Here is a 25,060-nt window from a genome sequence, read left to right on the forward strand (position 1 = left end):
TACGCGCGATCGGTGACGCTCAGGCCGTGGGGATCGCGATGATCGGGTCGGTCGTGGGCAGGCCGCTCGGCGAGCCGCCCTCTTCCTCGACCGTGACGGCGATGACGTCGCCCTCGTGCATCGAGCCGGAGAGCACGGCAGTGGCGGTCGTGCCATCGGCGTCGAACACACCGGCCGGAACCGGGGTCTCGCCGCGCACGAACCACATCTCGTACGTCTTGCCGTCGGCCGGAGCAGCGAGACCGTCGGTCACGAGCACGGCGGAGCCGAGCGATGCCGACCAGTGGGCCGTGGCCGTGGTGCCGTCGTCGAGCGTAACACTCGCCTGCGCGGCATCCGACGCTCCCGTGATCTGCTCGAGGGCCACGACGCTCGCCGGACGGTTGAGGTAATCGTTCAGCGCGACGGAGCCGATGCCGACGCCGACCAGGAGTGCGAGGCACGCCGCGAGCGCGAAGATCGCGCGTGACCATCGGCGGGGCGGGCGGATGCTGTCGACCGTCGAGGTGTCGGCCGATCCGGAGGACGCTGCGGCAGGCGCGGCCTGCTCATCGTCCGTGCGGCCGTCCTGCGGCATCTGCACGCCCTGCACCTGCGGCGTCTGCGCGATCTGCGAGAGCAGCGCGGCGCGGATGTCGGGCCGGGGCACTTCACCGGTGAACGGGGCCGAGAGTGTAGCGGCGGTGGCGGCATCCGCCTCGACGATGCGCTCCCACTCGGGGTGCTCGTCGAGGGTACGACGGAAGCGCGCCTCGTCCTCAGGAGAGAGCGCGTGCAGGGCGGCGCCAGCCGCGAGCTCTGCGAAGTCCTTCTCGTTCATGCCATCACCCCCATCGCCGACCGGAGCCGGGTGAGTCCATCCCGCATCCGTGTCTTGATCGTTCCCAGTGGCGCCCCCAGGAGCGCCGCGATCTCGTTCTGACTGTAACCGCCGTAGTAGGCGAGGACGATCGCTTCACGCTGAGCTTCGGGTAGGCCGGAGAGTGCGCCGACGACGCGCTCACCTTCCATGCTCAACTCGACCTGCTCCGCCACGCTGTCGTGGGCCACCCCGATGTCCCGCAGTCCCGCCCGGACATCTCGATCCGAACTGGACTGCGAGGATCGGACGCGGTCCACCGCCCGGCGGTGCGCCATCGTCATGATCCATGTTCGTCCTTGCCCCTTGTTCGGAGCGAAGCGCGAAGCGGATTGCCAGATCTCGAGAAAGACCTCCTGGAGCACTTCCTCGCTCTGCGAGCGGTTCACGAGGACTCGGAGGATGAGACCGAACACGCGGGAGGAGAGGAGGTCGTAGAGCTCCGCGAAGGCCCGCTGGTCGCCGGCGGCGATGGCGAGGAGGAGGTCGGCGACGGCATCCCGCGCCGCGCCGTCCTCGGGAACATCCATCCCATCGATGACCATCTCCATAAGCATGCCGTATTCCACCCCTCCTGCTCTGCATCCGACGCCCGATATCCGCTGATTCCTCGCGGAATTCTCGAAGATTCCGCGGCCCGCGCCCCGCATCACGATCGCGTCACGCTCGCGCGCGTGCTCCTTTTCCGTCGGATGTCGTTCGTGCTGGTGCGCCGATCGGATCGGTGGGGCCGTTCGAGACGGATCTCGAAGAAATCTCGAATTCTTCCCATCCGATCGGCGAGGGGTTCCGAACACCTGTCAACGCCACGGAGAGGCCGTGGCGGTAGTTCATCTGAAGGAGCTCGAAATGTTCAGCACCAAGAAGAAGGTCACCGCAGCACTGACGCTCACGGTGGCGAGCGCGTTCCTGCTCTCGGCATGTTCCATGGGCAGCGGCGAAAGCACCACCGAATCCGAGGAGCCCATGGCGCCGGAGAGCTCGCAGTCGTCCGAGCCCATGGAGATGGACCCCGCGGCCAACCTCGTGGGCCCCGGTTGCGCGGCCTACGCCGAGCAGGTTCCGGACGGCGCGGGTTCGGTCGAGGGCATGTCGAAGGACCCGGTTGCGGTCGCGGCATCCAACAACCCGATCCTCACCACGCTCACCGCAGCGGTCAGCGGACAGCTCAACCCCGACGTCGACCTCGTCGACACGCTCAACGGTGACGAGTTCACGGTCTTCGCACCGGTCGACGACGCCTTCGCGAAGATCGACCCGGCCACCATCGACGCCCTCAAGACCGACAGCGCCACGCTGAGCTCGATCCTGACGTACCACGTCGTCCCCGGCCAGATCGCGCCGGACGACATCGTGGGCACGCACCCGACCGTCAACGGAGCCGACCTCGAGGTCACCGGTAGCGGCGACGAGCTGCAGGTCAACGGCGCCAACGTCATCTGCGGCGGTGTCCAGACCGCGAACGCCACCGTGTACCTCATCGACACGGTGCTGATGCCCCCGGCTGAGTAAGAGCGGGAGAGTGCCGATGGGGACCTCGGCACGACGACCTCCGTCATCCGGGGAGGGATGACGCGGGGCTGAAGAGGGCCGTTGACGATAGCTGTGTCGTCAACGGCCCTCTTTCTGCGCCCTAGACTGGGAGCACGGGCCTCTAGCTCAGTTGGCAGAGCATCGGACTTTTAATCCGCGGGTCGTGGGTTCGAGCCCCACGGGGCCCACCGCATTCCCCTCACCGTTCATCGGTCGGGAGAGACCTTCCACGCATCCTCACCCGTGGCGATTCGCTTCGAGGCGTTGAGCCTCGCTGCGGCCGTCGCGGGTTTGCGCGCCGCCTGGTCGGCGATCGCGGCCGAGAACTCCTCGGCGAACGTCAACCGCGGCACCCGCCGCACGATCTCGGCGATGAGCTGCGCATCCCACAGATCTGCCGCAGCGTGCGCGACATCGAGGCTGGTCGCCGCCTCCAGCAGGTAGCCCTCGGGATCCTCGTCGACGTCGACGCTCACCCACATGTGCCGCTGGATCACCTGGCCGAGCCGCTCGCGGCGGTGCTGCGACCACCCGGCTCCGGCAGCGAAGACCTCCGCGACTGCCGCCCCCGCATCTTCGAAGGCCACCGTGTGGCTGTCGAAGGCGGGCACGATCCCGACGTCGTGCAGGACGGATGCCACGAAGAGCAGTTCCTCGTCGATTTCGAGGCCCCGCGAGTCGGCGAGGGCTTTCGCCCAGACCCACGAGCGGAGGGAGTGGTTCAGCACGGCGGGCGTGCACCACTGCCGCGCGACCTCCAGCGCACGCTCCGACGCCGCCGTGGGCGGCACGAGCAGACGGTCGGCGACGGCGGAGACGGGCGCGGGGGTCGACATGGTGCGAGCCTAGCGGCGCGGCCGCTATCACCCCTGCCGCGCACTGGCCACCCCCTTCACGGCATCCGCCCCTCGCGGCAGAGTCGGAGCATCCACTTCCCCCTCCTGAAAGGACGACGACCATGGCGACTCTCACCGGAAACCGCGTGGCATTCCTGGCGACCGACGGCTTCGAGGACAGCGAGCTGACCAGCCCGTGGGAGGCGGTGACGGCCGCGGGTGCGAGCGCCACGTTGATCGCCCCGGCGGCGGGCAGCATCACCGGCAAGAACGGACACGAGCAGGCCGTCGACCTCATCTCCGGCGACACCAGCGCCGATGAGTTCGAGGCGCTCGTTCTGCCGGGCGGCGTGGTGAACGCCGACCACCTGCGGCTCGACGAGGCATCCGTCGCCCTCGCGAAGGAGTTCTTCGCACAGCACAAGCCCGTCGGAGTCATCTGCCACGGAGCCTGGATCCTCATCGAGGCCGACGTCGTCGACGGGCGCACGCTGACCAGCTACCCGAGTCTCAAGACCGACCTGCGCAACGCCGGAGCGACCTGGGTCGACGAGGAGGTCGTCGTCGACGCGGGCCTCGTCTCGAGCCGCACCCCGGACGACCTGCCGGCGTTCAACGCGAAGGTCGTCGAGGAGATCGGCGAGGGTCGCCACGAGGGCCAGACCGCCTGACCCGCATCACCATCGCGCCCGGGGCAGGATCAGGCACCTCCCCGGGCACGATGCCGTCGTACCGCGGCCCGGTTCGCGCATCGCACCGAACAGAATCGTTGGCGGCCGTTCCGGGTGACGTCGGCGACGACGTTCGTGCAGGGGGATGCCGCGCAGCGGCCGAGCCTGCTCATGCCACGAGTGACCAGGTGGAGCGAGGTGCCCAGGTTGATGATCGCCCGCAGCACATACGGAAGCGAGGGCACGTCGTCGCGGTAGTGCAGGTGCCAGCCCTCTCCGTCGTGATTCGTGAGCCGCGGGTACGCAGCCGCCTCCGCGAGCTGGGCATTGAGAAGTTCTGCACGCGCGTCGGGGGCGGCTTCGTCGACGATCCGGAGCCAGTCGTCGATGACGTCGCGCACGCGGGCGTGGTCGTCGGCGGCGGGCGGGAACGTCATCGTCATGCCCATCTCGATCGTGCGCTCCTCGATCCCGGCACGGTCGGCGGGCCAGTCGTTGGCGAGCGAGGTCGCCAGGAGGACCGCGTACTCTCCGTAAGGGTTGAGATGCATAAGGCCATTACATCACGCTGGTCTCATGACCTCCACGGACACCCTCCCGATTCTCCGACCGACCACCGCCCCGATGGCGCACGAGCACTTCTGGCTCACCGAGTCCCGCCATTCGACGAGCGAGGGCATCGTCGTCTACGTGCGGTGCGGGGCGTGCACCGCACGTCGCATCGATCTGCGCCCGTCGAGCGCTGCGCCGTCGACCTCTCTGCCGCCGATCGCGATGAGCCGCAGCGTCGGAGAGTCGCCGAACGTCAGGCCGTGAGCTCTGCGAGCTTTCTCACCGTGCGCAAGTTCCGCGCCGTACCGGCGACCCCCAGCGCGCGATCGAGAATGGCTTTCGTGAGCTTCGACGCATGCACTCCGGACTCGGCGTAGGAGACCCACAGATCGTGCCCGACGAGGGCGATCTCCTCCCCCGGCACCAGACGCTCACGCAGCGCCGCGACCGCACCCTTCTGCGGAGCGCCCTCCAGGAACATCGCATGCAACAGCTTCTCGACCGGATCGACGAACGGCTGCGTCGCGAGGGCTCGCGCGAGCGCGTCGTGCGTGCGCAGGATCACCGGAGTGTCGACTCCGAACTCGTCATGGATGAGCGATCGCACGCGCGCGCAGGCCGCGACCGGATCGGACGGATGCCGACACACGATGTTGCCGCTCGCGATGTACGTCGAGACGTCGTCGAGCACCCCGGCGTCGTTCAGCGCCGAACGCAGCTCGGCCATCGGCACGCGATTGCGACCGCTGACGTTCACGGCCCGCAGCAGCAGGACGCTGCGGCTCACGCCTCGGCGCTCACGACGAGCTCGGCGCCCGCGTGGGCGAGCTCGATCAGCGCAGCCTCGCTCGACTCGGCACCGACGCCCGCGACCAGATCGGTGAGCACCCGCACGCGCACCCCGTGGGCGACGGCATCCAGAGCGGATGCCCGAACGCAGTGATCCGTCGCGATCCCCACCACATCGGCGCTGATCACCCCGGCCGCCGTCAGCACGGCTCCGACCGTCTCGCCGGAATCCGTGACACCCTCGAACATCGAGTAGGCGGGCAGCCCCTGCCCCTTTCGCACGTGGTGGGTGACGGCATCCGTCTCGAGCAGCGGGTCGTACTCGGCGCCCGGCGTGCCCGCTACGCAGTGCACCGGCCAGGAGTCGACGTAATCGGGGCTCTCGGCGAAGTGCCCGCCATTGTCACCCTCGGCGTCGTGCCAGTCGCGCGAGGCGACGATCACGTCGTAGTCGCCGGCGTGGGCGGCGAGGTATGCCGAGACCGCGGCGGCGACCGCATCACCGCCCGCGACCGCCAGGGCACCGCCCTCGGTGAAATCGTTCTGGACATCGACGATGAGAAGCGCTCTGCTCATGATTCGAGACTACGCCGCCGGGAAAAGGAAAGCCCCCGTGATGTTCTTCGCATCACGGGGGCTGTCGGAGCCGCTTGTCAGAATCGAACTGACGACCTTTTCATTACGAGTGAAATGCTCTGCCGACTGAGCTAAAGCGGCGTGCGACGGACGAACCGGCGCGATCACCGATATTACCCTGTCTCGCGCTCGCTCGCGAATCGAGCACGACGCACGCGCGTGTCACGCGCGTGAGTCGCGGACGTCACTCGCAGCGGAGGCCGTCTTCGGGCACGACGTCGTCGAGGAAGAACGCCTCCACGGCGTTGTCGACGCATCCGTTGCCCTTGTTGTAGCCGGTGTGCCCCTCGCCCACGCGGGTGATGAGCACGCCCTCGTCGAGCTGATCCGCGAGCGCTTCCGACCACTCGTAGGGCGTGGCCGGGTCGTTGGTCGTGCCGATGACGAGGATGGGTCCGGCACCCTCGGCCGTGATCTCCCCACGGGTTCCCGTGGGCGGGTAGGGCCACACCTCGCACGAGTCGGGGCCGGTCCAGTACGGCGCGATGGTCGGCGCACCCTCTTCGATCTTCTTCGTGGTCGCAGCTTCGGCGGCGGGGTCGTCTTCGACCGGGTAGTCCATGCAGTTGTAGGCGCGGAATGCCTCGGTCGCGTTGTCGGTGTACGAACCGTCCTCGCGACTGTTGTAGAAGTCCGCCAGCACGAACGCCGTCGACGGGTCGCCCTGCAGCGCCTGGTCGAGCGCCTGCGTGAGGAACGTCCAGCTGTCCTGCGAGTAGAGTGCCGCGATGATTCCCGTCATCAGGGAATCCGCACCGAGCATCCGTCCGTCGCCGTTCTCGAGCGGCGTGCGATCGACGCTCGCGAGCAGCGCCCCGAGATCCGCCATGGCGTCGTCCACCGAGCCGTTGAACGGGCAGCTCCCGGAATCGAGGCAGTCCTGCATGTACGCGCGGAGCGCGGATTCGAATCCGAGAGCCTGCGTCGCACCGACCTCGAGCCCGGGAACCGACGGGTCGATCGCGCCGTCGAGCACGAGGCGCCCGGCCTTCTCGGGGTAGAGGTTCGCGTAGGTCGCGCCGAGGAAGGTGCCGTAGGAGTAACCGAGGTAGTTCAGCTGCGAATCGCCGAGCACGGCACGGATCAGGTCCATGTCGCGTGCCGCGTTGATGGTGGTGATGTACGGCAGGATGCCGTCGCTGTTCGCGTCGCACGCCTCGGCGAACGCGGTGTTGCGCTCGGTGAGCTCGGCCTCCCACTCGGCGCTGCCGCGGGGCGAGGTCGGGACGTCGTAGAGGTAGGCGTCCATCTCGGCCGCGTCGAAGCAGCGCACCGCCGTCGACTCGCCCACGCCGCGCGGGTCGAAGCCGATCACGTCGTAGTTCTCGATGAGGTCGGCGCCGACCGCGTAGTCGAGGCTGTCGCGGATGAGGGCGACGCCACTGGCGCCGGGACCGCCGGGGTTGGTGAGCAGGGAGCCCATCGGCGTCTGCTCGGCCTGGTGCCGGATGATGGAGAGCTCGATCTCGCCCTCTGCGGGGTTCTCCCAATCGAGGGGTGCGGTGACCGTCGTGCAGTCGAAGCCGGCGCTGCCGCAGGACTCCCAGGTCAGCTCCTGCGAGTAGAACGGAAGGAGTTCTTCGGATACCCCGTCGGTGTCGGGCGCACCGGTCGCCGACGGGCGCGTCGCCGTCTCCTCGGGGATCATCGAGTAGAGGCAGCCGGAGAGCGCCACGGCGGCGACGGCGAGGCCGGCGACGAGTGCGGCGGCACGGCGGAGGCGGGAAGTCTTGCGGATGTTCACGGTGTCCTCCCGCTCGTGATGGTCACGAGCAAGCTCTCAAGGGCGAGCAGCGGTGCGACGTTTCGCTCCAGCGCCTGCCGGGTGTCGGCCAGGTGGTCGAGTACGACCAGCGTACGGGTCTCGGGCCAGGCTTCGGCGAGCGCGCTCAGCTCGGCCCGGAGCTCACGGTTGATCAGTTCGTCGGTGCGGCCGAACTGCAGCATCACGACGTCGCGGAAGAGCGACTGCATGTCGGTGAGCACGCGGTCGATGCCGTCGCGCAGGCTGCGGGTGGCGCGCTTCTTCTGGTCGTCTTCCAGGGCCGAGAGCTGGGAGCGCAGTGCCGGGGGGACGGCCTGCCCTTCGGCGACGCCCACCATGCGCAGCAGGTTCGCCCGCTCGGCCGCGTCGCGCTCGGCGGTCAGGGCCTTCGCATCCTCGGTGGCGGCCTGGATGATGCGTCCGGCGACCTCGACGGCATCGCCCACACCGCGCACGCCGATCACCGAGCGGAGAGTGTCGTCGCGCCGGCGACGGGCGGCCTCATCGGTGGCGAGTCGCTGCGCCATACCGATGTGCCGCTGGGAGTGGCGGGCGGCCTGCTCGGCCACGACCTCGTCGACACCCGTGCGCAGACTGATCAACCGCGCGACGTCCGCGACGTCCGGTTCGCGGAGCCGCAGCGAGCGCACGCGCGAACGGATGGTCGGGAGCAGATCGGCCTCGCTGGGGGCGCAGAGGATCCAGACGGTCTTCTCCGGCGGCTCCTCGAGCGCCTTCAGCAGGACGTTCGAGGTGCGCTCGACCATGCGATCGGCATCTTCGACGACGATGACGCGGTAACGACCGGCCGAGGGAGCGAAGTACGAACGCTCGACCAGGGCGCGCGCCTCGGCGATCGTGATGATGACTTTGTCGGTGCGCAGCGCCGTCACATCGGGGTGCGTGCCCGCGAGAACCTGCCGCATGGTCGCCTCGTCATCGGGCCGGTCGGCGACCAGCGCCGCAGCGAAGGCGTAAGCGAGGGTCGAACGCCCGGACCCCGGCGGACCGGTGATCAACCAGGCGTGCGACAGCGCCGACGGATCGGATGCCGCGTCGCGCAGAGTCTCGACCGCGGCATCCTGCCCCCACACATCGGCCCACGGGAAAGGGGCGGCGATGGTCTCAGGCATGCACTCAGCCTAATCGGCACCACCGACACCGACCGCATGCGGTCGTGGCGCTGTGCGGAGGAGGGGGCTCAGGCCAGGAACGACGCGACCCGCGCACGGATCTCGCCGGCGATCACGTCGACCGGCGAGGAGGCGTCGATCACGAGGAAGCGTTCCGGTTCTGCGGCGGCGAGCGCAAGGTACGCATGGCGCACTCGACCGTGGAATTCGGCCTTCTCCGCTTCGAGCCGATCGAAGGGCTTGTCTGCCGAGTCGAGCCGGGTGCGGGCGGTCTGCGGGTCGAGGTCGAGCAGCACCGTGAGGTCGGGCAGCGCCCCCTCGGCGGCCCAGAGCGACAGCTCGCGGATCTCGGTCGCATCGAGCACGCGGCCCGCGCCCTGGTAGGCGACGGACGAGTCGAGGTATCGATCCTGCAGCACGATGTCGCCCCGCTCGAGCGCGGGGCGCACGACGGTCGCGACGTGATGCGCCCGGTCCGCCGCGTACAGCAGGGCCTCGGCACGCGGCGCGATGTCGCCGCGGTGGTGGAGCACGATGTCGCGGATCAGCTGGCCGACCTCCGACCCGCCGGGCTCGCGCGTGCGTACGACCTCGTGGCCTGTCTCCGACAGCCAGGAGGCGAGCAGGTCCGACTGCGTGGTCTTGCCCGAGCCGTCACCGCCCTCGAGCGTGATCCAGCGACCGCGGCCTTCCGTCACGAACCGGCCTTCTTCGCGGCGGCGTTCGCGGCGCGCGTCGCGGCCGCCTTCTTCGCCGCAGCCGAGCGTGCGGCCGCCTTCTCGGCATCCGTCGGAGCCTTCTTCGCTGCAGCCTTCTTGGCCGGAGCCTTCTTGGCGGGAGCCTTCTTGGCGGGAGCCTTCTTGGCCGGCGCTTTCTTCGCCGCCGCACGCGAGCCGCGCTTGGGAGCGGGGCCCTTCGCGCGCTTGTCGGCGAGCATCTGCACGGCGATCTCGAAAGTGATGTCCTCGGGCTTCTGGCCGCGTGGGATCGTGACGTTGGTCTCCCCGTCGGTCACGTAGGCGCCGAATCGACCGTCACGAATGCGGATCGGCTTGCCGCTGACCGGGTCGGCGTCGAACTCGGCGAGCGCGCTGGATGCCCGTCGGGCACCGTACTTGGGCTGCGTGTAGATCTCGAGCGCCTGCTCGAGGGTCACGTCGAAGATCTGCGATTCGCTCTCGAGCGAGCGCGAATCGGCGCCCTTCTTCAGGTATGGACCGAAGCGGCCGTTCTGGGCGGTGATCTCGTCGCCCGATTCGGGGTCGACGCCGACGACGCGAGGCAGGGTGAGCAGCTGCAGGGCGGTGTCGAGATCGATCGCGTCGACCGACATCGACTTGAAGAGCGATGCGGTGCGCGGCTTGGGCGCGGTCTCCTTCTTGGCACCGCGCTTCTTCGGAGCTTCGACGACCTCACCGGTCGTCTCGTCGACCGCGGCGTCCTCGGACACCGGGTCGTTCTCCTGCACGTAGGGGCCGAAGCGTCCGTCCTTGACGACGACGATCTTGCCGTTCTCGGGGTTCTCTCCGAGAACGCGGTCGCCGGCGACCGGAGCGTCGATGAGCTCCTGCGCCTTCTCGGCCGTGAGCTCGTCGGGCGCGAGGTCTTCCGGGACGTTGACGATGCGCGGCTTGGCCTCGGGGTTCTCGGGGTCGGCGACCTCGAGGTAGGGGCCGTACTTGCCGAAGCGCAGGGTCGCGGTGTCGGTGATCGGTGTCGAGTTGAGCGCTCGCGCATCGATCTCGCCGAGGTTGTCGACGACCTTGCGCAGGCCGACGTGCGCGTCGGAACCGAAGTAGAAGCCCTTCAGCCACTCGACGCGGTCCTGCTCGCCGCGTGCGATCGTGTCGAGGTCGTCCTCGAGCGAGGCCGTGAAGTCGTAGTCGACCAGCTCGGCGAAGTGCTCTTCGAGCAGGCGGACGACGCTGAAGGCGAGCCACGTCGGCACGAGCGCCTGGCCGCGCTTGACCGCGTAGCCGCGATCGAGGATCGTCTCGGGGATCGTCGCGAACGTCGACGGACGCCCGATGCCCTTCTCCTCGAGCACCTTCACGAGCGATGCCTCGGTGTACCGCGGCTTCGGCGTCGTGCGGTGCCCCTTGGCCTCGGCTTCGGCGACCGACAGCTCATCGCCCACGGCGACGGCCGGGAGCGACTGGTTCTCGGCGGCATCCGCATCGCCGCGCTTCTCGTCGCGACCCTCTTCGTAAGCCTCGAGGAATCCCTTGAAGGTGTAGACCGTTCCGGATGCTGTGAACTCCGCGACCTGCCCGGCAGCGTTCACCGCGATCGTGACGGTCGTCGTCTCGTACTTCGCGTCGGCCATCTGGCTGGCGACGGTGCGCTTCCAGATCAGGTCGTAGAGGCGCTGCTCGTCACGGTCGAGCTCGGACGAGAGCGACGCGGGGGTGCGGAAGTTGTCGCCCGAGGGACGGATCGCCTCGTGCGCCTCCTGCGCGTTCTTGCTCTTCGACTTGTACACGCGGGGCTTGAGCGGCACCGCGGAGTCACCGTAGAGCGCGACCGCCTGGCTCCGCGCCGCCTGCACCGCCTGGGTGCTCAGCGACGTGGAGTCGGTACGCATATAGGTGATGTACCCCTTCTCGTAGAGGCGCTGGGCGACGCTCATCGCCTGCTTCGCCCCCATCGAGAGCTTGCGCCCCGCCTCCTGCTGCATCGTGGAGGTGGTGAACGGGGCGTAGGGGCTGCGGGTGCCGGGCTTGGCCTCGACCTTGGTCACCGTACCGGCGCCGGCCGATTCGACGGCCTGGGCGAGGGCCTGCGCCTTGGCTTCGTCGAGGACGACGACGGCCTTCTTCAGGGCACCGCGGTCGTCGAAGTCGGTGCCGCGAGCGAGCTGTCCGCCGTCGACGCGCACGAGGCGGATGCGGAACGACGTTCCGGTCGCGGCCGCAGCGGCGTCGACGTCCCAGTACTCGGCCGAGACGAACGCCATGCGCTCGCGTTCCCGGTCGACGATCAGGCGGGTGGCGGCGGACTGCACGCGGCCGGCTGAGATGCCGGTCTTGACCTTGTACCAGAGGACGGGCGAGACATCCCAGCCGTACAGGCGGTCGAGGATGCGGCGGGTCTCCTGCGCATCGACGAGCGCGTGGTCGAGCTCGCGGGTGTTGCCGACGGCTGCCTGGATCGCGTCCTTGGTGATCTCGTGGAAGACCATGCGCTTGACGGGGACCTTGGGCTTGAGGGTCTCGAGCAGGTGCCAGGCGATCGCCTCACCCTCGCGGTCCTCATCAGTGGCGAGCAGGAGCTCGTCGGCGGTCTTCAGGGCGCGCTTGAGCTCGGCGACCGTCTTCGTCTTGCGATCGGAGACGACGTAGTAGGGGTCGAAGCCGTTCTCGATGTCGATCGAGTACTTCCCGTAGGCCTCCTTGTCGGCGGCCGGGATGTCCCGCTTGTCGGCGAGGTCGCGGATGTGGCCGACCGAGCTGAGCACCTCGTAGCCGTCTCCGAGGTATCCCTGAATAGACCGCATCTTCGTCGGAGACTCGACGATGACGAGCTTCTTGCCTTCAGCCAAGGGGGCGTCCTTTCTTCGAAGCACACCATACACACCCCTGCTATCCGGGTGCGTCGCAGTGAGGAGGTACGTTCTGCCGTCATTCGCCCTCGGGTGGCCCGGCACGGGCTCGGGAGACGGCAACGACTCCAGCGTACGCCGACTCCACCTGCACGGTCGCCACGAAGCCCTCGATCGAGCATCCGGTGAGGGTCGCACCCGCAGCCCCGGCCACCCGCGCGGCGACGGCGCAGGGCTCGTCGGCGACGACGACGGCACCGCTGACGGCATCCGCCGCGGCGAGCGCCGCGGCATCCGCCGCGCCGGCGACCCGTTGCGCGGTGACGGCGGCGCCACCGACCGCGGCAAGGCCTATGGCGAGGCCGGCCGCTGTCACCAGAACGCCGGTGGCGAGCGCGGATCCGGCCATCAGAGACCACCTGCCAGGGCGCAACTCGATGCCTGCAGCGGCACGGTGAGGAGATTGCCGACGGCCACCTCCGCGTGCGCCGTCACGCAGACGAGGTCGCCGGAACTCGCGGACGACATGGTGGCACCCGGCGCCGCGCGCGCCACGGCATCGGCGGCGCGCCCCGTGTCTTCGCCTCGCCCGAGGAGGCGGGCGGCATCGGCCGCCGCATCCTGCAGAGACACCTGACGCGTGGCGGCGCCGAGCGCTCCGACGCCGAGGGCGAGCACGAGGACGACCGCCGGCAGCGCGAGGGCCAACTCGGCGGCGACCGATCCCCGGTCACCGCCGAGCCGTGCGAGTCGGAATCGCGGCATCACGCCACGGTCAGCGCCCGGCGCACCAGGTCGGTGAGGATGCCGCGTACCTCGTCGGAGCGCATGATGACGACGAGCAGACCCGCGAAGGCCACGGCGGCCACCGTGGAGGAGTGAAGACATACTCTGGGAGGATGGCCGTATGATCCTTTCAGACCCTTACGTCCCGCGCGTTGCAATCTACGCCAGGCAGTCAGTCGATGAGGATCAAGGCATCGCTCAGCAGCTCGACGATTGTCGCGCAGAAGTGCAGCGCCGTGGATGGCGCGTCGTCTCGGAACACCAGGATAACGACACCTCCGCGTCCAAGGAACGAGGACCGAAGACCGCGTGGTCAGCGATGCTGAAGGCGTTCGACGCCGGTGAGTTCGACACCGTCATCGTTACCGAAACGTCCCGCATCACGCGCAGCCTTGTCGACGTGCTCGACATTCGACCGCCGCGCCGCGACATCCGCGTCGTCGTGATCCGCGAGGGCATCGATACTGAGCTCGATGATTTCATGCTCAAGCAGCTCGTTCTCCTGGCGGAGCGTGAAGTCCGAATCAAGACGGAGAGAGCCGCACGCTATGCCGTGGGGCGGCGGCTCGCAGGGCATCCCACGCCAGGCAAGCCCCCACACGGGTACAGCTGGGTGCCGAGCATCGAACGCGATGCTGCCGGCACGAGGTACAGAGTCAACGACGCCGAAGCAGCAGACGTTCGACACATCTTCCGCGAGTTCCTCGCTGGGGCTCCACTCGCTCAGATCGCTCGAGATCTCAGCGACTCTGGCAGGTTGACGCGACGAGGCGTGCGCTGGCAGTCAACGACAGTGCGACGGGTCCTGCTGAACCCGCTCTACGTTGCGCTCCTCCCGCCAGCTCAGCCGACGGGCGAGTTCGACGCGACCGCCATCGACCTTGAGTCATGCACGCCTGGCGCATGGGAACCCATTATCGAGCGCGAACAGCTAGTTGCAAGCCGGGGACGCCTGATCGGCGTACGACCGAACCACAGCGGCACTGCACGAAAGTGGCTCCTATCCGGGCTCGCTGTGTGCGCGATATGCTCGCGCTCCGTCCGTTCGGCCCGCGGCGAAACCCATCCCACAGGACGTAAGGGTGGCGGTGGCGCGGCGCCGTCGCGTCGCTACCATGCGTATCGGTGCCCAAATAGTCACTTCATGCGCAACGGCGACATCATCGACCAGTACGTCGCGGAGGTCTGCATCGCGCGCCTCGCAGAGAAAGACGCTGCCGACCTCGTGGCCCCGCGTTCAGACTCGATCGACATCGCCATGCTGAACTCGACGCGCGAAGCGTTGAAGCGCCGCCGACAGTCGATCGCGAGCTTTGTCGCGCGCGGGCTGATGACCGACACCGATGCAGACGAGAGCCTGGTGAGCATCGCAGGCGAGCTACAGACCATCGACGACCAGATAGCGCGCGCTGTTCTGAATGACCCGCTGGCTGAGCTGGCGCTTGTCGACGACGTCCGAGCATGGTGGGGTGGGGCGACTTTGGCTCGACGACGCCTCCTCGTCGAGACGCTCATGGTGGTCAGAATCCACCCGGTGGGCCACGGCAAGCGAGTCACGAATCTCGACGATGCCGCAGACAGCGTCACCTTGCAGTGGACCAAGAGGTGAAGCGTATGCCTGCGGTCTCTCGGCGGCCTTCCGCCTGGTTATCGACGGCGGTATGGTGCACCGCATGGCTCCGAACCAGCACCTGTACTTCTTGGTACACGCCTCGCATGAGCGGTTCAAGGTTGGCCTAGCGACGAACCCCCGGTTGCGCTGGGCCGGGATCCAGCCTCGTGCTCAGACAGATTTCGCGAAGTCGCTCGTATTCGACGTCAGCGGCGAAGTTCGAGCCAAGTGGACCGAGGAGACACTCCACCGTGCGTTATCCGACTCGCGCTTCAGGATGCCCTCCAACATCGCCGGCCACAGTGAGTGGTTCAACTTCACTGCCTTCGACAGAGCGCGCGCGTACGCGAGCTCGAACCGCGAATTCCTCGGCATCAGCGAGGGGTACACGATCCCCGCTCAGCCGCGGCCGCCCTCTGGAGGGGACGGAGGTACGCGAACTACGTCGCGAATGTCTCTAGCAGAGCGGATTGCACTATCCGCTGTGTACAACGCATCCACTGCGGACAAGGTCGAGGCATACACATCAAGACTGATCGCTAGCGGCGCACTTCTCGGTTCCGCTGCCGATGAGCGCGGGGAGATGAATCTCTATCTGCATCTAGACCGCATCACACTCGAAGAGGTTCGTTCGTCAAACCAAATCCCTATGTGGGAATCCGGCCCGCGATTCGCGCACATCTTCGGGAGCATGAGTTGGAACGACACCTTCATCCAGCTTGCCGTCCACTCGCCGTTCGACGGGTCAGCGGAGCGCGACTTCGCTACGTGGATACCGACAGCTCCCGGATTCGAACGAGTTCGTTTGGCTATTGACCGCCTCATAGCAGCGACGCCCACCCTCCCCGTTGCGCACCCCGCACGCGTCCTGGATTCTCACGATTTCTGGCCGTAGCCAACTCTGTGCAAGCCTCGGTACAGGCTTCGGAGGACCAACGATACGAACCACGTTGACCGCGCCATCATGACACGTCTCAAGCTATACCGACAGGTGGTCTCCAACCGGCCTTGACGTGACCACTATATGGTCACGATGTCGGATAGGGTGATTGAGATGGTCGGCATGTGGCCACCTCATGGCCGGGCGAAGACCAGGTCGCGGCCACTTTGCGACTCCCTCATTTCTCGAGTTCGCAGGTGTCCACTATGTGGTTTCTTGGTGGTCTCCCGGTGACCACGGGGAGACCACTAGGGTAAGTCGCCGCAGCACGCGTACAGCGTTAGCGCAGGCACCGTACCGAGCGATCCGATGTATCAGCGCCACCGCTGTGCCTCAAGGGTCCTTTCGAGCGCGTCGATCCCGCCGCCGATTCGGAACCATTCAACTGGCGTGTGCTGACCCTCGGCGATCATCGTTGATTGAGGCGTGGACATCAGCCCAGATACCGAGATCCAGTGCTGGCCCCCAAGGAGCGCGATGATCTCGGTCAGGTGCGGCAGAAGTTTGCCGGGTGACGACAGGCTGAACTGCCACCACGGGAAGCGGCGATGACCCGCGACATCGACGGCGTAAAGTCTCCCCGCGGTTACCAGGTCGTCGAGTTCCTGATCGTTGAGATCCAAGAAGCCTCGAACGGCGTCGTCCGACATGCTTCGGTGAAGCCCCGCGACGAGGGTGTTCGCGGCGATGGCGGGCAACGAGCCCCGACGCACTCGTAGCTCGATGTCGTCGAATTCCTCGGCAGTGAACTCACCGGAGGTGATCAGGAAGTTGATCTCGTCGGGGGACAACGATGGCTCGTCGACTATCGGGCGTTCGGCAAGAAGCGACTCGGTCAGCGCCCGGGCGATGTAGTCACCGTCCCCGTTGAGGCGGGCGATCGCATCCTCCAACGCGCGCATCGCGTCTTCTGAGGGACGAGGCGTCAGGTGTGCAGTGGCTCTCGATCGGGATTCGTCTTTGGTCATGCGACCAGCGTAGAAGCGGCCGGGGACGTTGAGGAGGCGCAGCCCTATTCGGCTGCGCCTCCTCCAAGCGAGCTCTAGAGTTCGAGTGCGTCGCCCGGATTGTCGATCTGAGTCGAATATGGGCCTAGCTTGTCTCTGATCTCGCTACGCATCTTGATCCGATCCGCTTCGAACCGCTTTCGGATCGGCTGCCCCTTGACGGTCGTCTTGTCGAGCCAGTGCTCGAAGAAGGGCGGGAGGATATCCAGACGCTGATTGTTCAACGCCAGGCGGTCGCGCTCGGCTGCGGCTTCTTCGCGAGCACGTTCTGCCGCCAAGTGCGCCTCGCGAGCGCGTAACGAGGCGGTTCTTGCCGCCGCAGCTTCATCCGCCGCTCTTGCTTGCGCGGCAGCAGCTTCTCGTTGGCGCTCGGCAACCAGCATCTCGCGTTCCGCAAGATCCTTCTCCCGCTCATCCAGGGCGGTGGAGCGGTTGGCGAGGCTCTTGTTTCTCTGCAGACTTACGTCCAGTTCGAACTCGAGTGCACTCGTTGCGTCACGGAGCCGGTCCGCCTTCGCCTGGAACTCACTGCTACTGAGGTGCTCGCGTGAACGCTCGGTGACCCGATACTCAACGTTGTAGCCTCCAGCGGCCACGGCGTCGCGGACTCCCCGGTGCTGCCGCTTAAGGTCCGCCGGCCCCTTAAAGAAGTCCTTCTGGGCAAGCCGTCCGTCAGGCGTGATGGGGGTGATCATGAGCTGCAGCCCGGGATTCACCTCATCGAGGTGCATCGACATGCCAATGATGTTCTCTTCTCCGAACTCGCCACGAGCCCAACGGATCGCAGCGTGCGTGTACTCGGCTGCTCGCCGATTCAACCCCTCCTCGCGCCAATCGGGGTTGTGCTCTTCGAACCACTTCGGATCGAGCTGGAGCACCACGCCTCGGATGAGAACGGCATCCTTCCGCAGCGCACGCGTGACCGTGCTGAGACGCTGCTGAAGGTAGTCATCGAACTCGTCGCTCGGCGGCCGACCGTCGACCGACTGAGGACGCCTGTAGCCGCCCTTGCCGTCGTTCACGAAGGTGCTGTTCAGTACCGTCCGGTCCGTCACGATGTTGCGATTGGCCTGAGGAAATGAGAAGCCCGCCGCTTGATCCACGTCTCTCGCGATGTGTCGGAAGAAGGCCTTCGCGTGTCCTCCGCGTCCCACCTTGTGGGACACGTCGTAGGTCATGGTGTAGCTCATGCGTCGCTCCTCTCGACCTCTTCCGTGGCCTGTTCCGTCCTCGACGCAACAGACCACGGAGCCTCCGGCGGCTCTCCCGAGGGGCTTCTCCTGTCGCTCATCCGAACACCACCCCTGTGCTTCCTTCGGTGGGTGGTGTTCTCCTTCGCGTCAGAAGAAGGTGTAGCCCCATACACTTCTGAGCCCGCTTCGCTCGTCAGAAGCTCCTGGTGCCCTCCGGTGGCCGCTGCGCGGGGCAGGCAACAACAGCGTCGACGAACGCTCATGACGCGCCTCCCAGGGCCGGCAGCGGAAGATCGTTGATCCGCGCGGTCATCATCTGCGAGAGCCAAGGCTCGAGCTCTGAGAGGGGCAGCATCTGAGATGTTCGCTCAGGTCGACGAGCGTTCTTCCAGTCGCCTTCGCTCACCGTGCCGAGCCCCCATCGCGCGAGCCACTCGAGACGCTCGGCAACGGTGAGCTCACGAGTCGCCAGCGTTGGAATCGTGACGACGCCCTGTCGGTGCGCCATGACGATCGACATCAGCACAGCGCGACGAGGGGTGACGATCCTGTGCCCTTTGCCGTGAGCGAATCGAACGTGCCAATCCCTCCATTCGTCGACTGTTCGTAGACAGCCAGTGTTCGCAATCTCTCGAGCGATGGCTCGTGCGCGCAGACACTCCTCGATGGTTTCCCACGGAGCTGTCGGGAAAGTCGCCAACTCGTGTGTGGACCCGTCTGGCAGAGGAACTCGCTCTGCCACGATCGAATCCATCAGCGGTCGACGTTTGAGGTCGAAATCCATGCTGACGGCACGCTCGACGTGGGACGGAACGAAATCCTTGCGCCCTTCCTTCCGAGAGAGTTCCTGAAAGCTAGGGAATCGCCGGTAGGCGTTCTCGACCCGACCCTCGCGGGTGACAACGCTCGCCAGGAGTTCTTCACGATCCTCTCGACTATCGGCGGTGATCCCCTCCGAGCGCTTCAGCCCGTTATGCGCACAGACGCCGTTCACGCTGAGCGAGACGTTGCCGCGCGTGGTGAAGTTCACCAGGTCGTTCTGCTCGTGCTTGGCCTCCCAGATGGTCGGGTCTCCGGTGAGCGCTGTACGTGCCTCCCTGAGGTGGCCAGCGAGACCGAAAAGATCAAGAGCTTCGACGTCACCTACTGTCCAATCAGTGATGAAGCCATCTGTCGTGACCGAATACACCTGGCCGCCTCGTTCAGCGATCTGATTCATCGTCGCCAGAAGTTGGGCCCGGACGAGGCTGGTCGTGGTCGCTGCGTGAGACGGGCTCGAGATCGCGGATCCACCCACGTTGTCCATCTCCTGCTTGTAGGCATCCCACGAGCGCTGTTCCGCGACATCCTGCGCGGTCTTCCCGTAGATCGTGTTAACACTCGTCTTGAGCGTCTGTTCTTCGAGCGATCCCTTCCCGAAGAGACGTTTGGCGGTCGCCCGGTCCTCGATCAGTTGGCGCACACCATGACGCAGCGAAAGGCTCAGCGAGCCATCGGAGCGTCGAGCGACTCGTCCGGCAAACCCGATCTGGCAGAAAACGGTCGCGCCGAGCTGGAGCGCGAGCCAGAGTTCAGGCCCGCAGACCCAGGTACCGGCTACTCCCTCGCTCGTGCGCGGATAAATGAGCGTTCCGTCTCCCACGATCGGGAGCGTCGGATAAGAGACATTCTCGGGGAAGTCGAACGACACAAACCCGACGAAAGAAGAGGTGGGTTCCGGCACGTCATCGCGAGTCAGATGCCGCTCATGGATGACGTTCTCGATGCACCCCGTCTCCCAGTCGAGATCGGGCACGAGCGCCATGGCTGTTGGGTACGCGTTTTTCGCATCGATGTCGATGGTGCGCATTGGGTAGTAGCCCGGCGCAGGACAGCCGTTCAAGCCGCCGTGATACGCAGAAGCGAAGGCTTTGCTGAGCTGAGCCGCAGCGCCATCGACAGGCGCCCGTCCTCGCTTCGCGTAGAACGTCAATTCGTCGCCTTCCTCGACCACATCCACCGCTTCCTCCTCAACGAGCCCCGAGAATGCGAGCCTGAACTCCTTTGGCGTAGTAACCCCGAAGTACTCGGACCCTGAGGCAACAAGGGACGCGGCGGCGCCACCGCCGAGCGTTACGGGAGGGAGCACGCCTTCGCCCCAAATTCGCGCAAGAAACTCCACGACGATCTCCGCGTCGTTCACGCCGTAGTCCAGAAATTCGCTGAGATGATGGTGGCGGTATTCAGCCATCCGCGAGATCCAGTCGCCTGGCACTTCGAGCTTCTCGACGCCAGCGGCCATGCCGATGGCCGCGAGCGTCCTCTGCCCTGCCGGAGCGTGTGTCATCGTGTCGCGGACGGTGACGCTCAACGACCGCCACCAGCCGTAGTCGTCGCCTCGCTGATCGCCGTTTTGAAGGCGGAAGGGCAAAAGCGTAACGAGCCCGCCGGCAGCGGACGTCAGCCGCGTGAGGTGATCCGTAACCCGGCCGCCACCTCGGAATGTCGTGAGGTCTGCCGCACCGAAGTGACAGGCGAGCACGATGGGAACGCGCCAGGGTGCGAGCGCAGCCGCGCGCGCCTCCCAATCGCGTGGATCGGCGGCCCAGGCGCGAGCGGCATCCCCGGAAGGCCCGGCGCCAGCGCGCTCAAGGACAGTACTTCGGCGCACGCCGCGGTCGTCCACGCCGTCCCGAACGAGAGGCGATCGCCACAGAGACGCAGCTTGAACGACCTCCCAGAGGGCAGTGTGCATCCCGATGCGTCGCCCGTTTAGCGGCAAGATGACGATCTGAACCATCAGCGTCGGATCATTCAGGTCGGGCGTCGCGAACTGCCAGCTGTCAACGTTCCGCACGCCCCCGAGGGTCGTGAACTCCGTGTCGAAGCCCACGATGATCGCTCGGCGCTCAGTTCCCATCGAGCGGACCGAGACAAGATCACCGAAGTTGGCGCCCGCGCTGGCGAGAACGCGGGAGTTCGCGCGGCCGGCGGACACGGGGTCATAAGCACGGGGACCCATAGGGGGCTTATGACCCCGCGGCGAGATCCGCGGAATATCAAGGGTTTCATGCGCTCGCTTGCGCTCGATTGCTGGGGGTCTTGTTTGAAGACCCCCAGCAATCGAGCGCATCTGAGCGGTCGGCACTTGACGCGGTACCCGGCGGCTAAGTACCTGGAACCGACCGCCGGCGTCTGTCAGCTCTTTCGCTTTCCAGCCTGAGTGAAAGGGAGTGTTCATGCGGCACCCCCGATGATCACGGCGAGCCGCTCGCGTTGCTCCGCAGTGAGGCGGGGAGCAGCCGCGACGACGCGCGCAACGGCGGAGTCGATCTCCTCAGCTGCGCGCGGTCGGCCGATGGCCGGGGTAGCCATCGCATCGAGGTGTGCGGACTGCACATAGATTCGGCGACCGATTCGCTCTGCCGGCAGCGTGCCGTCAGCGATCCACTTACGAAGTGTCGAATAGCCGATCCGTCGAGCGTGGGCAGCTTCCTGGAGGGTGAGTAGTGGCCGGGTCTGGGTTACGGCGTGAGCAGGCAAGCCCGCTCCTCTCTTTCGAGAAGGAGCACCTGCATGTCTCACGGGACACCTGCCAGTGCCACCCCGCCAGGATCGCGTCTTTACAATCCGTTGTTCACCAGAGCGTTGACCCAAGGTTCAAGCACGCACTGGTGATCGCATTCGCCTTGGGCTTTGGCCTCTTCTGTAAGACGGGCGGGCGGCCATCCCCGGTTCCGTCTGGTGCAGCCCGAAGCTTTATCGAACCGCTACTAAATTAGCGATCAGTAGCGCTCATGTCAATCGAATCTGCTCATCTACGAGCAAGAAATCCATTATCAGCGAGTCCCGCGGTTGTCTTCGTATTGCTGAGCCCGAAACGAAGCTGATGGCACGGGGCTCGTCGACGATCGCGGGTGCGTGAAGTCTTGACGCGGCCAATTGAAGGTCGATCCGACTGATCCGACTCTGTTGGCACTGGGCTGATGGTGACCGCACCGCTGTGAGTCGATCGTCTCGGTCCTAGAATGTGCGCGTGACCTCGATACCAGCTGATTGGCACCCCGACCCGACTGGCCGATTTGAGCGGAGATTCTGGGACGGAGCGGCCTGGACCGAGCATGTATGGACCGCAGGTCGACAATCGGTCGACCCTTTAGTGTCGTCGGGAGTAGCGCACGAGAGTCGCGACGTGGTGCACAGCAGAACGGTTGTCCGTCAAGGTTTTGCCACCCCGGATGCTATCGGGCATCAGGCACCGAACGCCGGCAGTGTCGTGGAAGCGAGAATAACCGCGGCGACACCGCTGTCGTCGCGCTCTTTCCCCGGATGGCCTGAAAAGAAGAGGGCACGCAAGACCGCCGAGGTCGTCCGATTCCTCCTCCCCGACGAATCCATAATCTACTTCGGTCCCGGGTCGAGCCTGCGACCAGCAGGGAACGAACTCGTAATTACCAACGTGCGGGTGTTCACGTACCTACCCGAGCGGATAGCAGCATGCATGGTGCTTGATTCGATCGCCGACATGCAGGTCCTTGACTCCAAACGGACACTGTCTCTAACGGATCACGCGGGACGCGCGATGAAGGTGAGGGGGTTCGCGGCGGGAGAGGCACCGCACATCCAGGCCGCCCTAGAGGCAGCGCGGGCCAGCCCACGGCCAAGCAAAGCGCTAGATGCCATTCGACATGCCGAGGAGACAGCCGCGGAGGCAGCTCGTGTTGCTGCGATGACGATGCACGAGCGCTGGCCGCGAGCAACGATTCTCGGTAAGCAAACGCGCAAGGGCGAAGAGGCGATCAAGCGGCTGAGCCTCGGGGAGGAAGCCCCGTGGCTTGTGCTTGCTCCTGGCTTCGCTCAGGGGTTGCTCGTCGCCTTCGAAGACCGTCTCGCAATCATCAAGACCGGTGCAGCGACGAGCTTCATGGCGGGCTCCCTCGGAGGCGAGCGAAGCACGACCTTCTACTTCACCGACATCAACGCCATCGAGTACAACTCCGGAATCGCCTCCGGGGTGCTCGAAGTGCTGACAGCCAGCTACCAGGGCAGTGCGAACAAAGACTTCTGGCGCGGCACGATGGACTCGCGAAATGCGGACAAGAACGACCCGTACACGCTCAGCAACACTCTGCCAATGGCGAAGGTCGTCTACAACGAGTGGTCCTCGCACATCCAGGAGCTACGGGCACGAATTTCGGCGTCGAAGCGCCCAGCATCAATCGTCATGGCCCCGGCGCCACGCGAGACGTCTTCGGACCTGGTCAGCCAACTGGAAAGGCTCTCGGCGTTGCGAGCCGCAGACGTCCTCACAGATGAGGAGTTCGTCGCAGCCAAGGCGCGTCTGATGAAATCCTAGCGAGGCGCCCAGCGCGGTCGGTGGCGCACACTTTCTGCACGACCATGATCATCTCTCAGCCGCCGGGGCCCGAGCCCGCGTTGCTTCCCGTGAGATCCTGGCGACATGGACCTCGAGATCACCGTCACCCCGCGCGAGACGCTCGTCTGGGCACCAAGCGCCACCGAAGCAGAGCGACTCCGTCGCGGTCTCAGCGATGACGGTTACCTCGTGCTCGACGCGGTCCCGTTTGAGCTGACCGAGGCAGGGCTCATCCCTGAAGGGGAGCACTCCGAGTTCGACTCGACTCGGATCTTCAACGTCACGACCGGTCCCAACGCGAATGCGACCCTGCATGCCCTGACCGACGACGGGCACCGCCTCATCTGGCACCGATTGCAGACGAAGCGACTCGCTCGCAAGGTCTGGGGTGTCACCGTGGCGATCCCCCGCAAGAACCAGCCTCGGCCCGGGTCGACCGAGAGCGCTACGCACTTCGCGACCACCGTGCGCAGCACTCGCGGCCTCGGCCTGCGGATCTCTCGCGACACCTACGCGACGATCAACAAGCGCGTGTCGACAGCGCGCTGGTCGCGGGACGACGACCCTGAGTTCTGGGATGCCGTCGACTGGAAGTACGAGGACGCCGAGCACCGCATCCACACCGACGAGTGGTGCGAGAAGCACCGCGAGCGGGCCCTGGCGAACTTCGACCTGAACATGGCTCACTTCGCCTCCCTCGACCGCGATGAGTTCGAGCAGGCTCTGCAGGAGGTCGTCGCCAGCAACCCCGGCATGGTCGAGGTCACGGATCTCGCGAAGTGGGACGGCGTCGGCGGGCTCTACATCATGGTGCTCGACGAGTACCGCCAGGTGTACGTCGGCGCCACGAACGAGTGGACGGGGATCGCCAAGCGCATCCGCCAGCACTGGACAAGGCAGAAGCACTTCGACCGCCTCATCTGGGGCGACGTCGAGTCGTCGATCCTCTCAATCGACAGCTTCCGCGCCCTCGACACCACCCGCATCTTCGCGCTGAAGAGCGCGCGCTCTTTTGAGAGCGAGGACGACCTGCTCAAGCAGTTCCCCGCGAAGTACACACTGAATCGCGTCATGGGAGGCCGCAACGTCGCCCGCTTCGCCACCTTCGCCGGGCTCTCCTATGTGATGCGCCTCCGCGACGGCGACGGTGCTGGCGAGGAGTTGGATCCGTCGTGACACGCGAGATCCACGCGCTCCGCGACGATGCGGCTGCCTGGTACAGCAGCATCCTCGACGAGGTCGCCGCGGCGCTGCCGTCGTCCCTCGATCGTGCCCGCCAGCTCCTCGAGCCGATCGCCGGTGAGGTCTGGATGGGCAGCCTCACCCTCCACGGCACGACCACGATCGGCACCGACGCGCGCACCTCGCGGCGAGTCCCCGACCGCACGCGTGCGGAGGTGTTCCTCCGCGACGGCTTCACCTGCACATATTGCGGCGGCCGCACGATCCCCCGGTGCGTCCTCGTCGCGATCAGTGACGTGTTCCCCGACGACTTCCCCTACTACGCGCACTACCGCCGCGGCACCGTGCACCCCGCGTACTGGGCGCTCGCGCCCGAAGCCGACCACGTGCTTGCGCACGCCAACGGCGGCTCCAGCGACGCGGCGAACCTCACGACCCTGCACGCGATGTGCAACACCCGGAAGTCCATCCTCGCCGCAGACGCCCTTCCCATGGTCGACGCGACGCCCATGCGCGATCCGGAATGGGACGGACTACTCTCTCGATACGCGGATATCGTCGTCGCGGGTGAGGCTCATGGCCGTCGTCATGCAGCGCCGAACTATCACAACGCCTGGCTGCGCCGCTTCGGACGGTAGTCAGATGCGGCCCGCCTTCGAAAGGAACGGC

General features: G+C 66.3%; 24 protein-coding genes, 2 tRNA genes and 3 pseudogenes. 10 read left to right on the forward strand and 19 right to left on the reverse strand.

Going from position 1 to position 25,060, the window contains the following annotated elements; all coding sequences use genetic code 11:
* Positions 1-19: 19 nt before the first annotated feature.
* The gene (locus tag KZC52_RS15485; protein ID WP_247625036.1) at positions 20-820 is read right to left on the reverse strand and encodes an anti-sigma factor; all 801 of its coding nucleotides are present in this window, start codon (positions 818-820) and stop codon (positions 20-22) included.
* On the reverse strand, positions 817-1,416 hold the full coding sequence (gene sigK / locus KZC52_RS15490; protein ID WP_247625273.1) for an ECF RNA polymerase sigma factor SigK: 600 nt from the start codon (positions 1,414-1,416) through the stop codon (positions 817-819). Before sigK ends, KZC52_RS15485 begins: the two co-directional genes overlap by 4 nt.
* A gap of 292 nt (positions 1,417-1,708) precedes the next feature.
* Here sigK and KZC52_RS15495 point away from each other — a divergent pair, with 292 nt between their 5' ends.
* Together KZC52_RS15495 and KZC52_RS15500 are read left to right on the forward strand one after the other, a co-directional pair.
* Positions 1,709-2,371: a fasciclin domain-containing protein gene (locus tag KZC52_RS15495; RefSeq protein WP_247625037.1), complete on the forward strand. Its 663-nt coding sequence runs from the start codon at positions 1,709-1,711 to the stop codon at positions 2,369-2,371.
* A gap of 136 nt (positions 2,372-2,507) precedes the next feature.
* A tRNA-Lys gene (locus tag KZC52_RS15500) sits at positions 2,508-2,580 on the forward strand.
* Positions 2,581-2,598: 18 nt separating this feature from the next.
* Here the strand turns inward: KZC52_RS15500 and KZC52_RS15505 are convergent.
* Complete coding sequence (locus KZC52_RS15505; protein ID WP_247625038.1) at positions 2,599-3,228, reverse strand: HD domain-containing protein; 630 nt, start codon at positions 3,226-3,228, stop codon at positions 2,599-2,601.
* 122 nt (positions 3,229-3,350) lie between these two features.
* Here KZC52_RS15505 and KZC52_RS15510 point away from each other — a divergent pair, with 122 nt between their 5' ends.
* Positions 3,351-3,899, forward strand: a complete 549-nt coding sequence (locus KZC52_RS15510) for a type 1 glutamine amidotransferase domain-containing protein (RefSeq protein WP_247625039.1) — start codon at positions 3,351-3,353, stop codon at positions 3,897-3,899.
* Between the two features lie 29 nt (positions 3,900-3,928).
* Here KZC52_RS15510 and KZC52_RS15515 read toward each other — a convergent pair whose 3' ends face one another.
* The gene (locus KZC52_RS15515) at positions 3,929-4,450 is read right to left on the reverse strand and encodes a CGNR zinc finger domain-containing protein (protein ID WP_247625040.1); all 522 of its coding nucleotides are present in this window, start codon (positions 4,448-4,450) and stop codon (positions 3,929-3,931) included.
* 25 nt (positions 4,451-4,475) lie between these two features.
* Between KZC52_RS15515 and KZC52_RS15520 the strand changes: the two genes are divergently transcribed.
* Complete coding sequence (locus KZC52_RS15520; protein WP_247625041.1) at positions 4,476-4,715, forward strand: hypothetical protein; 240 nt, start codon at positions 4,476-4,478, stop codon at positions 4,713-4,715.
* Here the strand turns inward: KZC52_RS15520 and KZC52_RS15525 are convergent.
* From KZC52_RS15525 to KZC52_RS15570, 10 genes and pseudogenes are all read right to left on the reverse strand, one after another.
* The gene (locus tag KZC52_RS15525; RefSeq protein WP_247625042.1) at positions 4,705-5,238 is read right to left on the reverse strand and encodes a DUF1697 domain-containing protein; all 534 of its coding nucleotides are present in this window, start codon (positions 5,236-5,238) and stop codon (positions 4,705-4,707) included. The two genes, KZC52_RS15520 and KZC52_RS15525, sit on opposite strands and share 11 nt — an antisense overlap.
* Positions 5,235-5,816, reverse strand: a complete 582-nt coding sequence (locus KZC52_RS15530; protein ID WP_247625043.1) for an isochorismatase family protein — start codon at positions 5,814-5,816, stop codon at positions 5,235-5,237. Before KZC52_RS15530 ends, KZC52_RS15525 begins: the two co-directional genes overlap by 4 nt.
* Positions 5,817-5,884: 68 nt before the next feature.
* Positions 5,885-5,957 (reverse strand) — tRNA-Thr (locus KZC52_RS15535).
* 103 nt (positions 5,958-6,060) lie between these two features.
* The gene (locus KZC52_RS15540; protein ID WP_247625044.1) at positions 6,061-7,620 is read right to left on the reverse strand and encodes an alpha/beta hydrolase; all 1,560 of its coding nucleotides are present in this window, start codon (positions 7,618-7,620) and stop codon (positions 6,061-6,063) included.
* Entirely contained in the window at positions 7,617-8,774 is a 1,158-nt protein-coding gene (locus tag KZC52_RS15545) for a DNA polymerase III subunit delta' (RefSeq protein WP_247625045.1), read from the reverse strand. Before KZC52_RS15545 ends, KZC52_RS15540 begins: the two co-directional genes overlap by 4 nt.
* Before the next feature lie 68 nt (positions 8,775-8,842).
* On the reverse strand, positions 8,843-9,472 hold the full coding sequence (tmk, locus tag KZC52_RS15550; RefSeq protein ID WP_247625046.1) for a dTMP kinase: 630 nt from the start codon (positions 9,470-9,472) through the stop codon (positions 8,843-8,845).
* Positions 9,469-12,315 carry a type I DNA topoisomerase gene (gene topA, locus KZC52_RS15555; RefSeq protein ID WP_247625047.1) on the reverse strand — a complete coding sequence of 949 codons (2,847 nt, stop codon included), beginning with the start codon at positions 12,313-12,315 and terminating at the stop codon, positions 9,469-9,471. Before topA ends, tmk begins: the two co-directional genes overlap by 4 nt.
* Before the next feature lie 79 nt (positions 12,316-12,394).
* Positions 12,395-12,724 carry a helicase gene (locus tag KZC52_RS15560; protein ID WP_247625048.1) on the reverse strand — a complete coding sequence of 110 codons (330 nt, stop codon included), beginning with the start codon at positions 12,722-12,724 and terminating at the stop codon, positions 12,395-12,397.
* Positions 12,724-13,080 (reverse strand): TadE family type IV pilus minor pilin, encoded by a 357-nt coding sequence (locus KZC52_RS15565; RefSeq protein WP_247625049.1) that lies wholly within the window; start codon positions 13,078-13,080, stop codon positions 12,724-12,726. Before KZC52_RS15565 ends, KZC52_RS15560 begins: the two co-directional genes overlap by 1 nt.
* Positions 13,080-13,190: pseudogene (locus tag KZC52_RS15570) on the reverse strand (DUF4244 domain-containing protein); the annotation flags it as partial. The pseudogene KZC52_RS15570 and the gene KZC52_RS15565, both read right to left, overlap by 1 nt.
* A gap of 32 nt (positions 13,191-13,222) precedes the next feature.
* Between KZC52_RS15570 and KZC52_RS15575 the strand changes: the two are divergent.
* Together KZC52_RS15575 and KZC52_RS17655 are read left to right on the forward strand one after the other, a co-directional pair.
* Positions 13,223-14,710: a recombinase family protein gene (locus tag KZC52_RS15575; RefSeq protein WP_247625050.1), complete on the forward strand. Its 1,488-nt coding sequence runs from the start codon at positions 13,223-13,225 to the stop codon at positions 14,708-14,710.
* 64 nt (positions 14,711-14,774) lie between these two features.
* The gene (locus KZC52_RS17655; RefSeq protein WP_372491587.1) at positions 14,775-15,608 is read left to right on the forward strand and encodes a GIY-YIG nuclease family protein; all 834 of its coding nucleotides are present in this window, start codon (positions 14,775-14,777) and stop codon (positions 15,606-15,608) included.
* A gap of 359 nt (positions 15,609-15,967) precedes the next feature.
* On the opposite strand, the gene KZC52_RS15580 is transcribed toward KZC52_RS17655, so the two are convergent.
* The 5 genes and pseudogenes from KZC52_RS15580 to KZC52_RS17660 all read right to left on the reverse strand — a co-directional run.
* A complete protein-coding gene (locus tag KZC52_RS15580) occupies positions 15,968-16,621 on the reverse strand; it encodes a hypothetical protein (RefSeq protein WP_247625051.1) in 654 nt (217 codons plus the stop codon).
* Positions 16,622-16,695: 74 nt separating this feature from the next.
* Entirely contained in the window at positions 16,696-17,850 is a 1,155-nt protein-coding gene (locus KZC52_RS15585; RefSeq protein WP_247625052.1) for a plasmid recombination protein, read from the reverse strand.
* 262 nt (positions 17,851-18,112) lie between these two features.
* Positions 18,113-20,830: a hypothetical protein gene (locus KZC52_RS15590; protein ID WP_247625053.1), complete on the reverse strand. Its 2,718-nt coding sequence runs from the start codon at positions 20,828-20,830 to the stop codon at positions 18,113-18,115.
* A gap of 239 nt (positions 20,831-21,069) precedes the next feature.
* Entirely contained in the window at positions 21,070-21,207 is a 138-nt protein-coding gene (locus KZC52_RS15595) for a hypothetical protein (protein ID WP_247625054.1), read from the reverse strand.
* A 6-nt stretch (positions 21,208-21,213) separates the two neighbouring features.
* A pseudogene (locus tag KZC52_RS17660) lies at positions 21,214-21,417 on the reverse strand (helix-turn-helix domain-containing protein); the annotation flags it as partial.
* Between the two features lie 451 nt (positions 21,418-21,868).
* Here KZC52_RS17660 and KZC52_RS17665 point away from each other — a divergent pair.
* From KZC52_RS17665 to KZC52_RS15610, 4 genes and pseudogenes are all read left to right on the forward strand, one after another.
* Positions 21,869-21,961: pseudogene (locus KZC52_RS17665) on the forward strand (DUF2510 domain-containing protein); the annotation flags it as partial.
* Between the two features lie 63 nt (positions 21,962-22,024).
* Positions 22,025-23,188, forward strand: coding sequence for a hypothetical protein (locus KZC52_RS15600; protein ID WP_247625055.1), 1,164 nt, complete (start codon positions 22,025-22,027; stop codon positions 23,186-23,188).
* A gap of 105 nt (positions 23,189-23,293) precedes the next feature.
* Positions 23,294-24,385, forward strand: a complete 1,092-nt coding sequence (locus tag KZC52_RS15605; protein ID WP_247625056.1) for a hypothetical protein — start codon at positions 23,294-23,296, stop codon at positions 24,383-24,385.
* Entirely contained in the window at positions 24,382-25,029 is a 648-nt protein-coding gene (locus tag KZC52_RS15610) for an HNH endonuclease (protein WP_247625057.1), read from the forward strand. Before KZC52_RS15605 ends, KZC52_RS15610 begins: the two co-directional genes overlap by 4 nt.
* Positions 25,030-25,060 lie beyond the last annotated feature (31 nt).

Source organism: Microbacterium galbinum (assembly GCF_023091225.1).
GTDB classification, from domain to species: Bacteria; Actinomycetota; Actinomycetes; order Actinomycetales; family Microbacteriaceae; genus Microbacterium; species Microbacterium galbinum.

What these genes read in the sequence shown, in the direction of transcription:
- KZC52_RS15485 (WP_247625036.1), bottom strand. Translation starts at nt 820, where the DNA reads ATGAACGAGAAGGACTTCGCAGAGCTCGCGGCTGGCGCCGCCCTGCAC.
- sigK (WP_247625273.1), bottom strand. Translation starts at nt 1,416, where the DNA reads ATGCTTATGGAGATGGTCATCGATGGGATGGATGTTCCCGAGGACGGC.
- KZC52_RS15495 (WP_247625037.1), top strand. Translation starts at nt 1,709, where the DNA reads ATGTTCAGCACCAAGAAGAAGGTCACCGCAGCACTGACGCTCACGGTG.
- KZC52_RS15505 (WP_247625038.1), bottom strand. Translation starts at nt 3,228, where the DNA reads ATGTCGACCCCCGCGCCCGTCTCCGCCGTCGCCGACCGTCTGCTCGTG.
- KZC52_RS15510 (WP_247625039.1), top strand. Translation starts at nt 3,351, where the DNA reads ATGGCGACTCTCACCGGAAACCGCGTGGCATTCCTGGCGACCGACGGC.
- KZC52_RS15515 (WP_247625040.1), bottom strand. Translation starts at nt 4,450, where the DNA reads ATGCATCTCAACCCTTACGGAGAGTACGCGGTCCTCCTGGCGACCTCG.
- KZC52_RS15520 (WP_247625041.1), top strand. Translation starts at nt 4,476, where the DNA reads ATGACCTCCACGGACACCCTCCCGATTCTCCGACCGACCACCGCCCCG.
- KZC52_RS15530 (WP_247625043.1), bottom strand. Translation starts at nt 5,816, where the DNA reads ATGAGCAGAGCGCTTCTCATCGTCGATGTCCAGAACGATTTCACCGAG.
- KZC52_RS15545 (WP_247625045.1), bottom strand. Translation starts at nt 8,774, where the DNA reads ATGCCTGAGACCATCGCCGCCCCTTTCCCGTGGGCCGATGTGTGGGGG.
- KZC52_RS15560 (WP_247625048.1), bottom strand. Translation starts at nt 12,724, where the DNA reads ATGGCCGGATCCGCGCTCGCCACCGGCGTTCTGGTGACAGCGGCCGGC.
- KZC52_RS15565 (WP_247625049.1), bottom strand. Translation starts at nt 13,080, where the DNA reads ATGCCGCGATTCCGACTCGCACGGCTCGGCGGTGACCGGGGATCGGTC.
- KZC52_RS15575 (WP_247625050.1), top strand. Translation starts at nt 13,223, where the DNA reads ATGATCCTTTCAGACCCTTACGTCCCGCGCGTTGCAATCTACGCCAGG.
- KZC52_RS17655 (WP_372491587.1), top strand. Translation starts at nt 14,775, where the DNA reads ATGGCTCCGAACCAGCACCTGTACTTCTTGGTACACGCCTCGCATGAG.
- KZC52_RS15580 (WP_247625051.1), bottom strand. Translation starts at nt 16,621, where the DNA reads ATGACCAAAGACGAATCCCGATCGAGAGCCACTGCACACCTGACGCCT.
- KZC52_RS15585 (WP_247625052.1), bottom strand. Translation starts at nt 17,850, where the DNA reads ATGAGCTACACCATGACCTACGACGTGTCCCACAAGGTGGGACGCGGA.
- KZC52_RS15595 (WP_247625054.1), bottom strand. Translation starts at nt 21,207, where the DNA reads ATGGCTACCCCGGCCATCGGCCGACCGCGCGCAGCTGAGGAGATCGAC.
- KZC52_RS15605 (WP_247625056.1), top strand. Translation starts at nt 23,294, where the DNA reads ATGGACCTCGAGATCACCGTCACCCCGCGCGAGACGCTCGTCTGGGCA.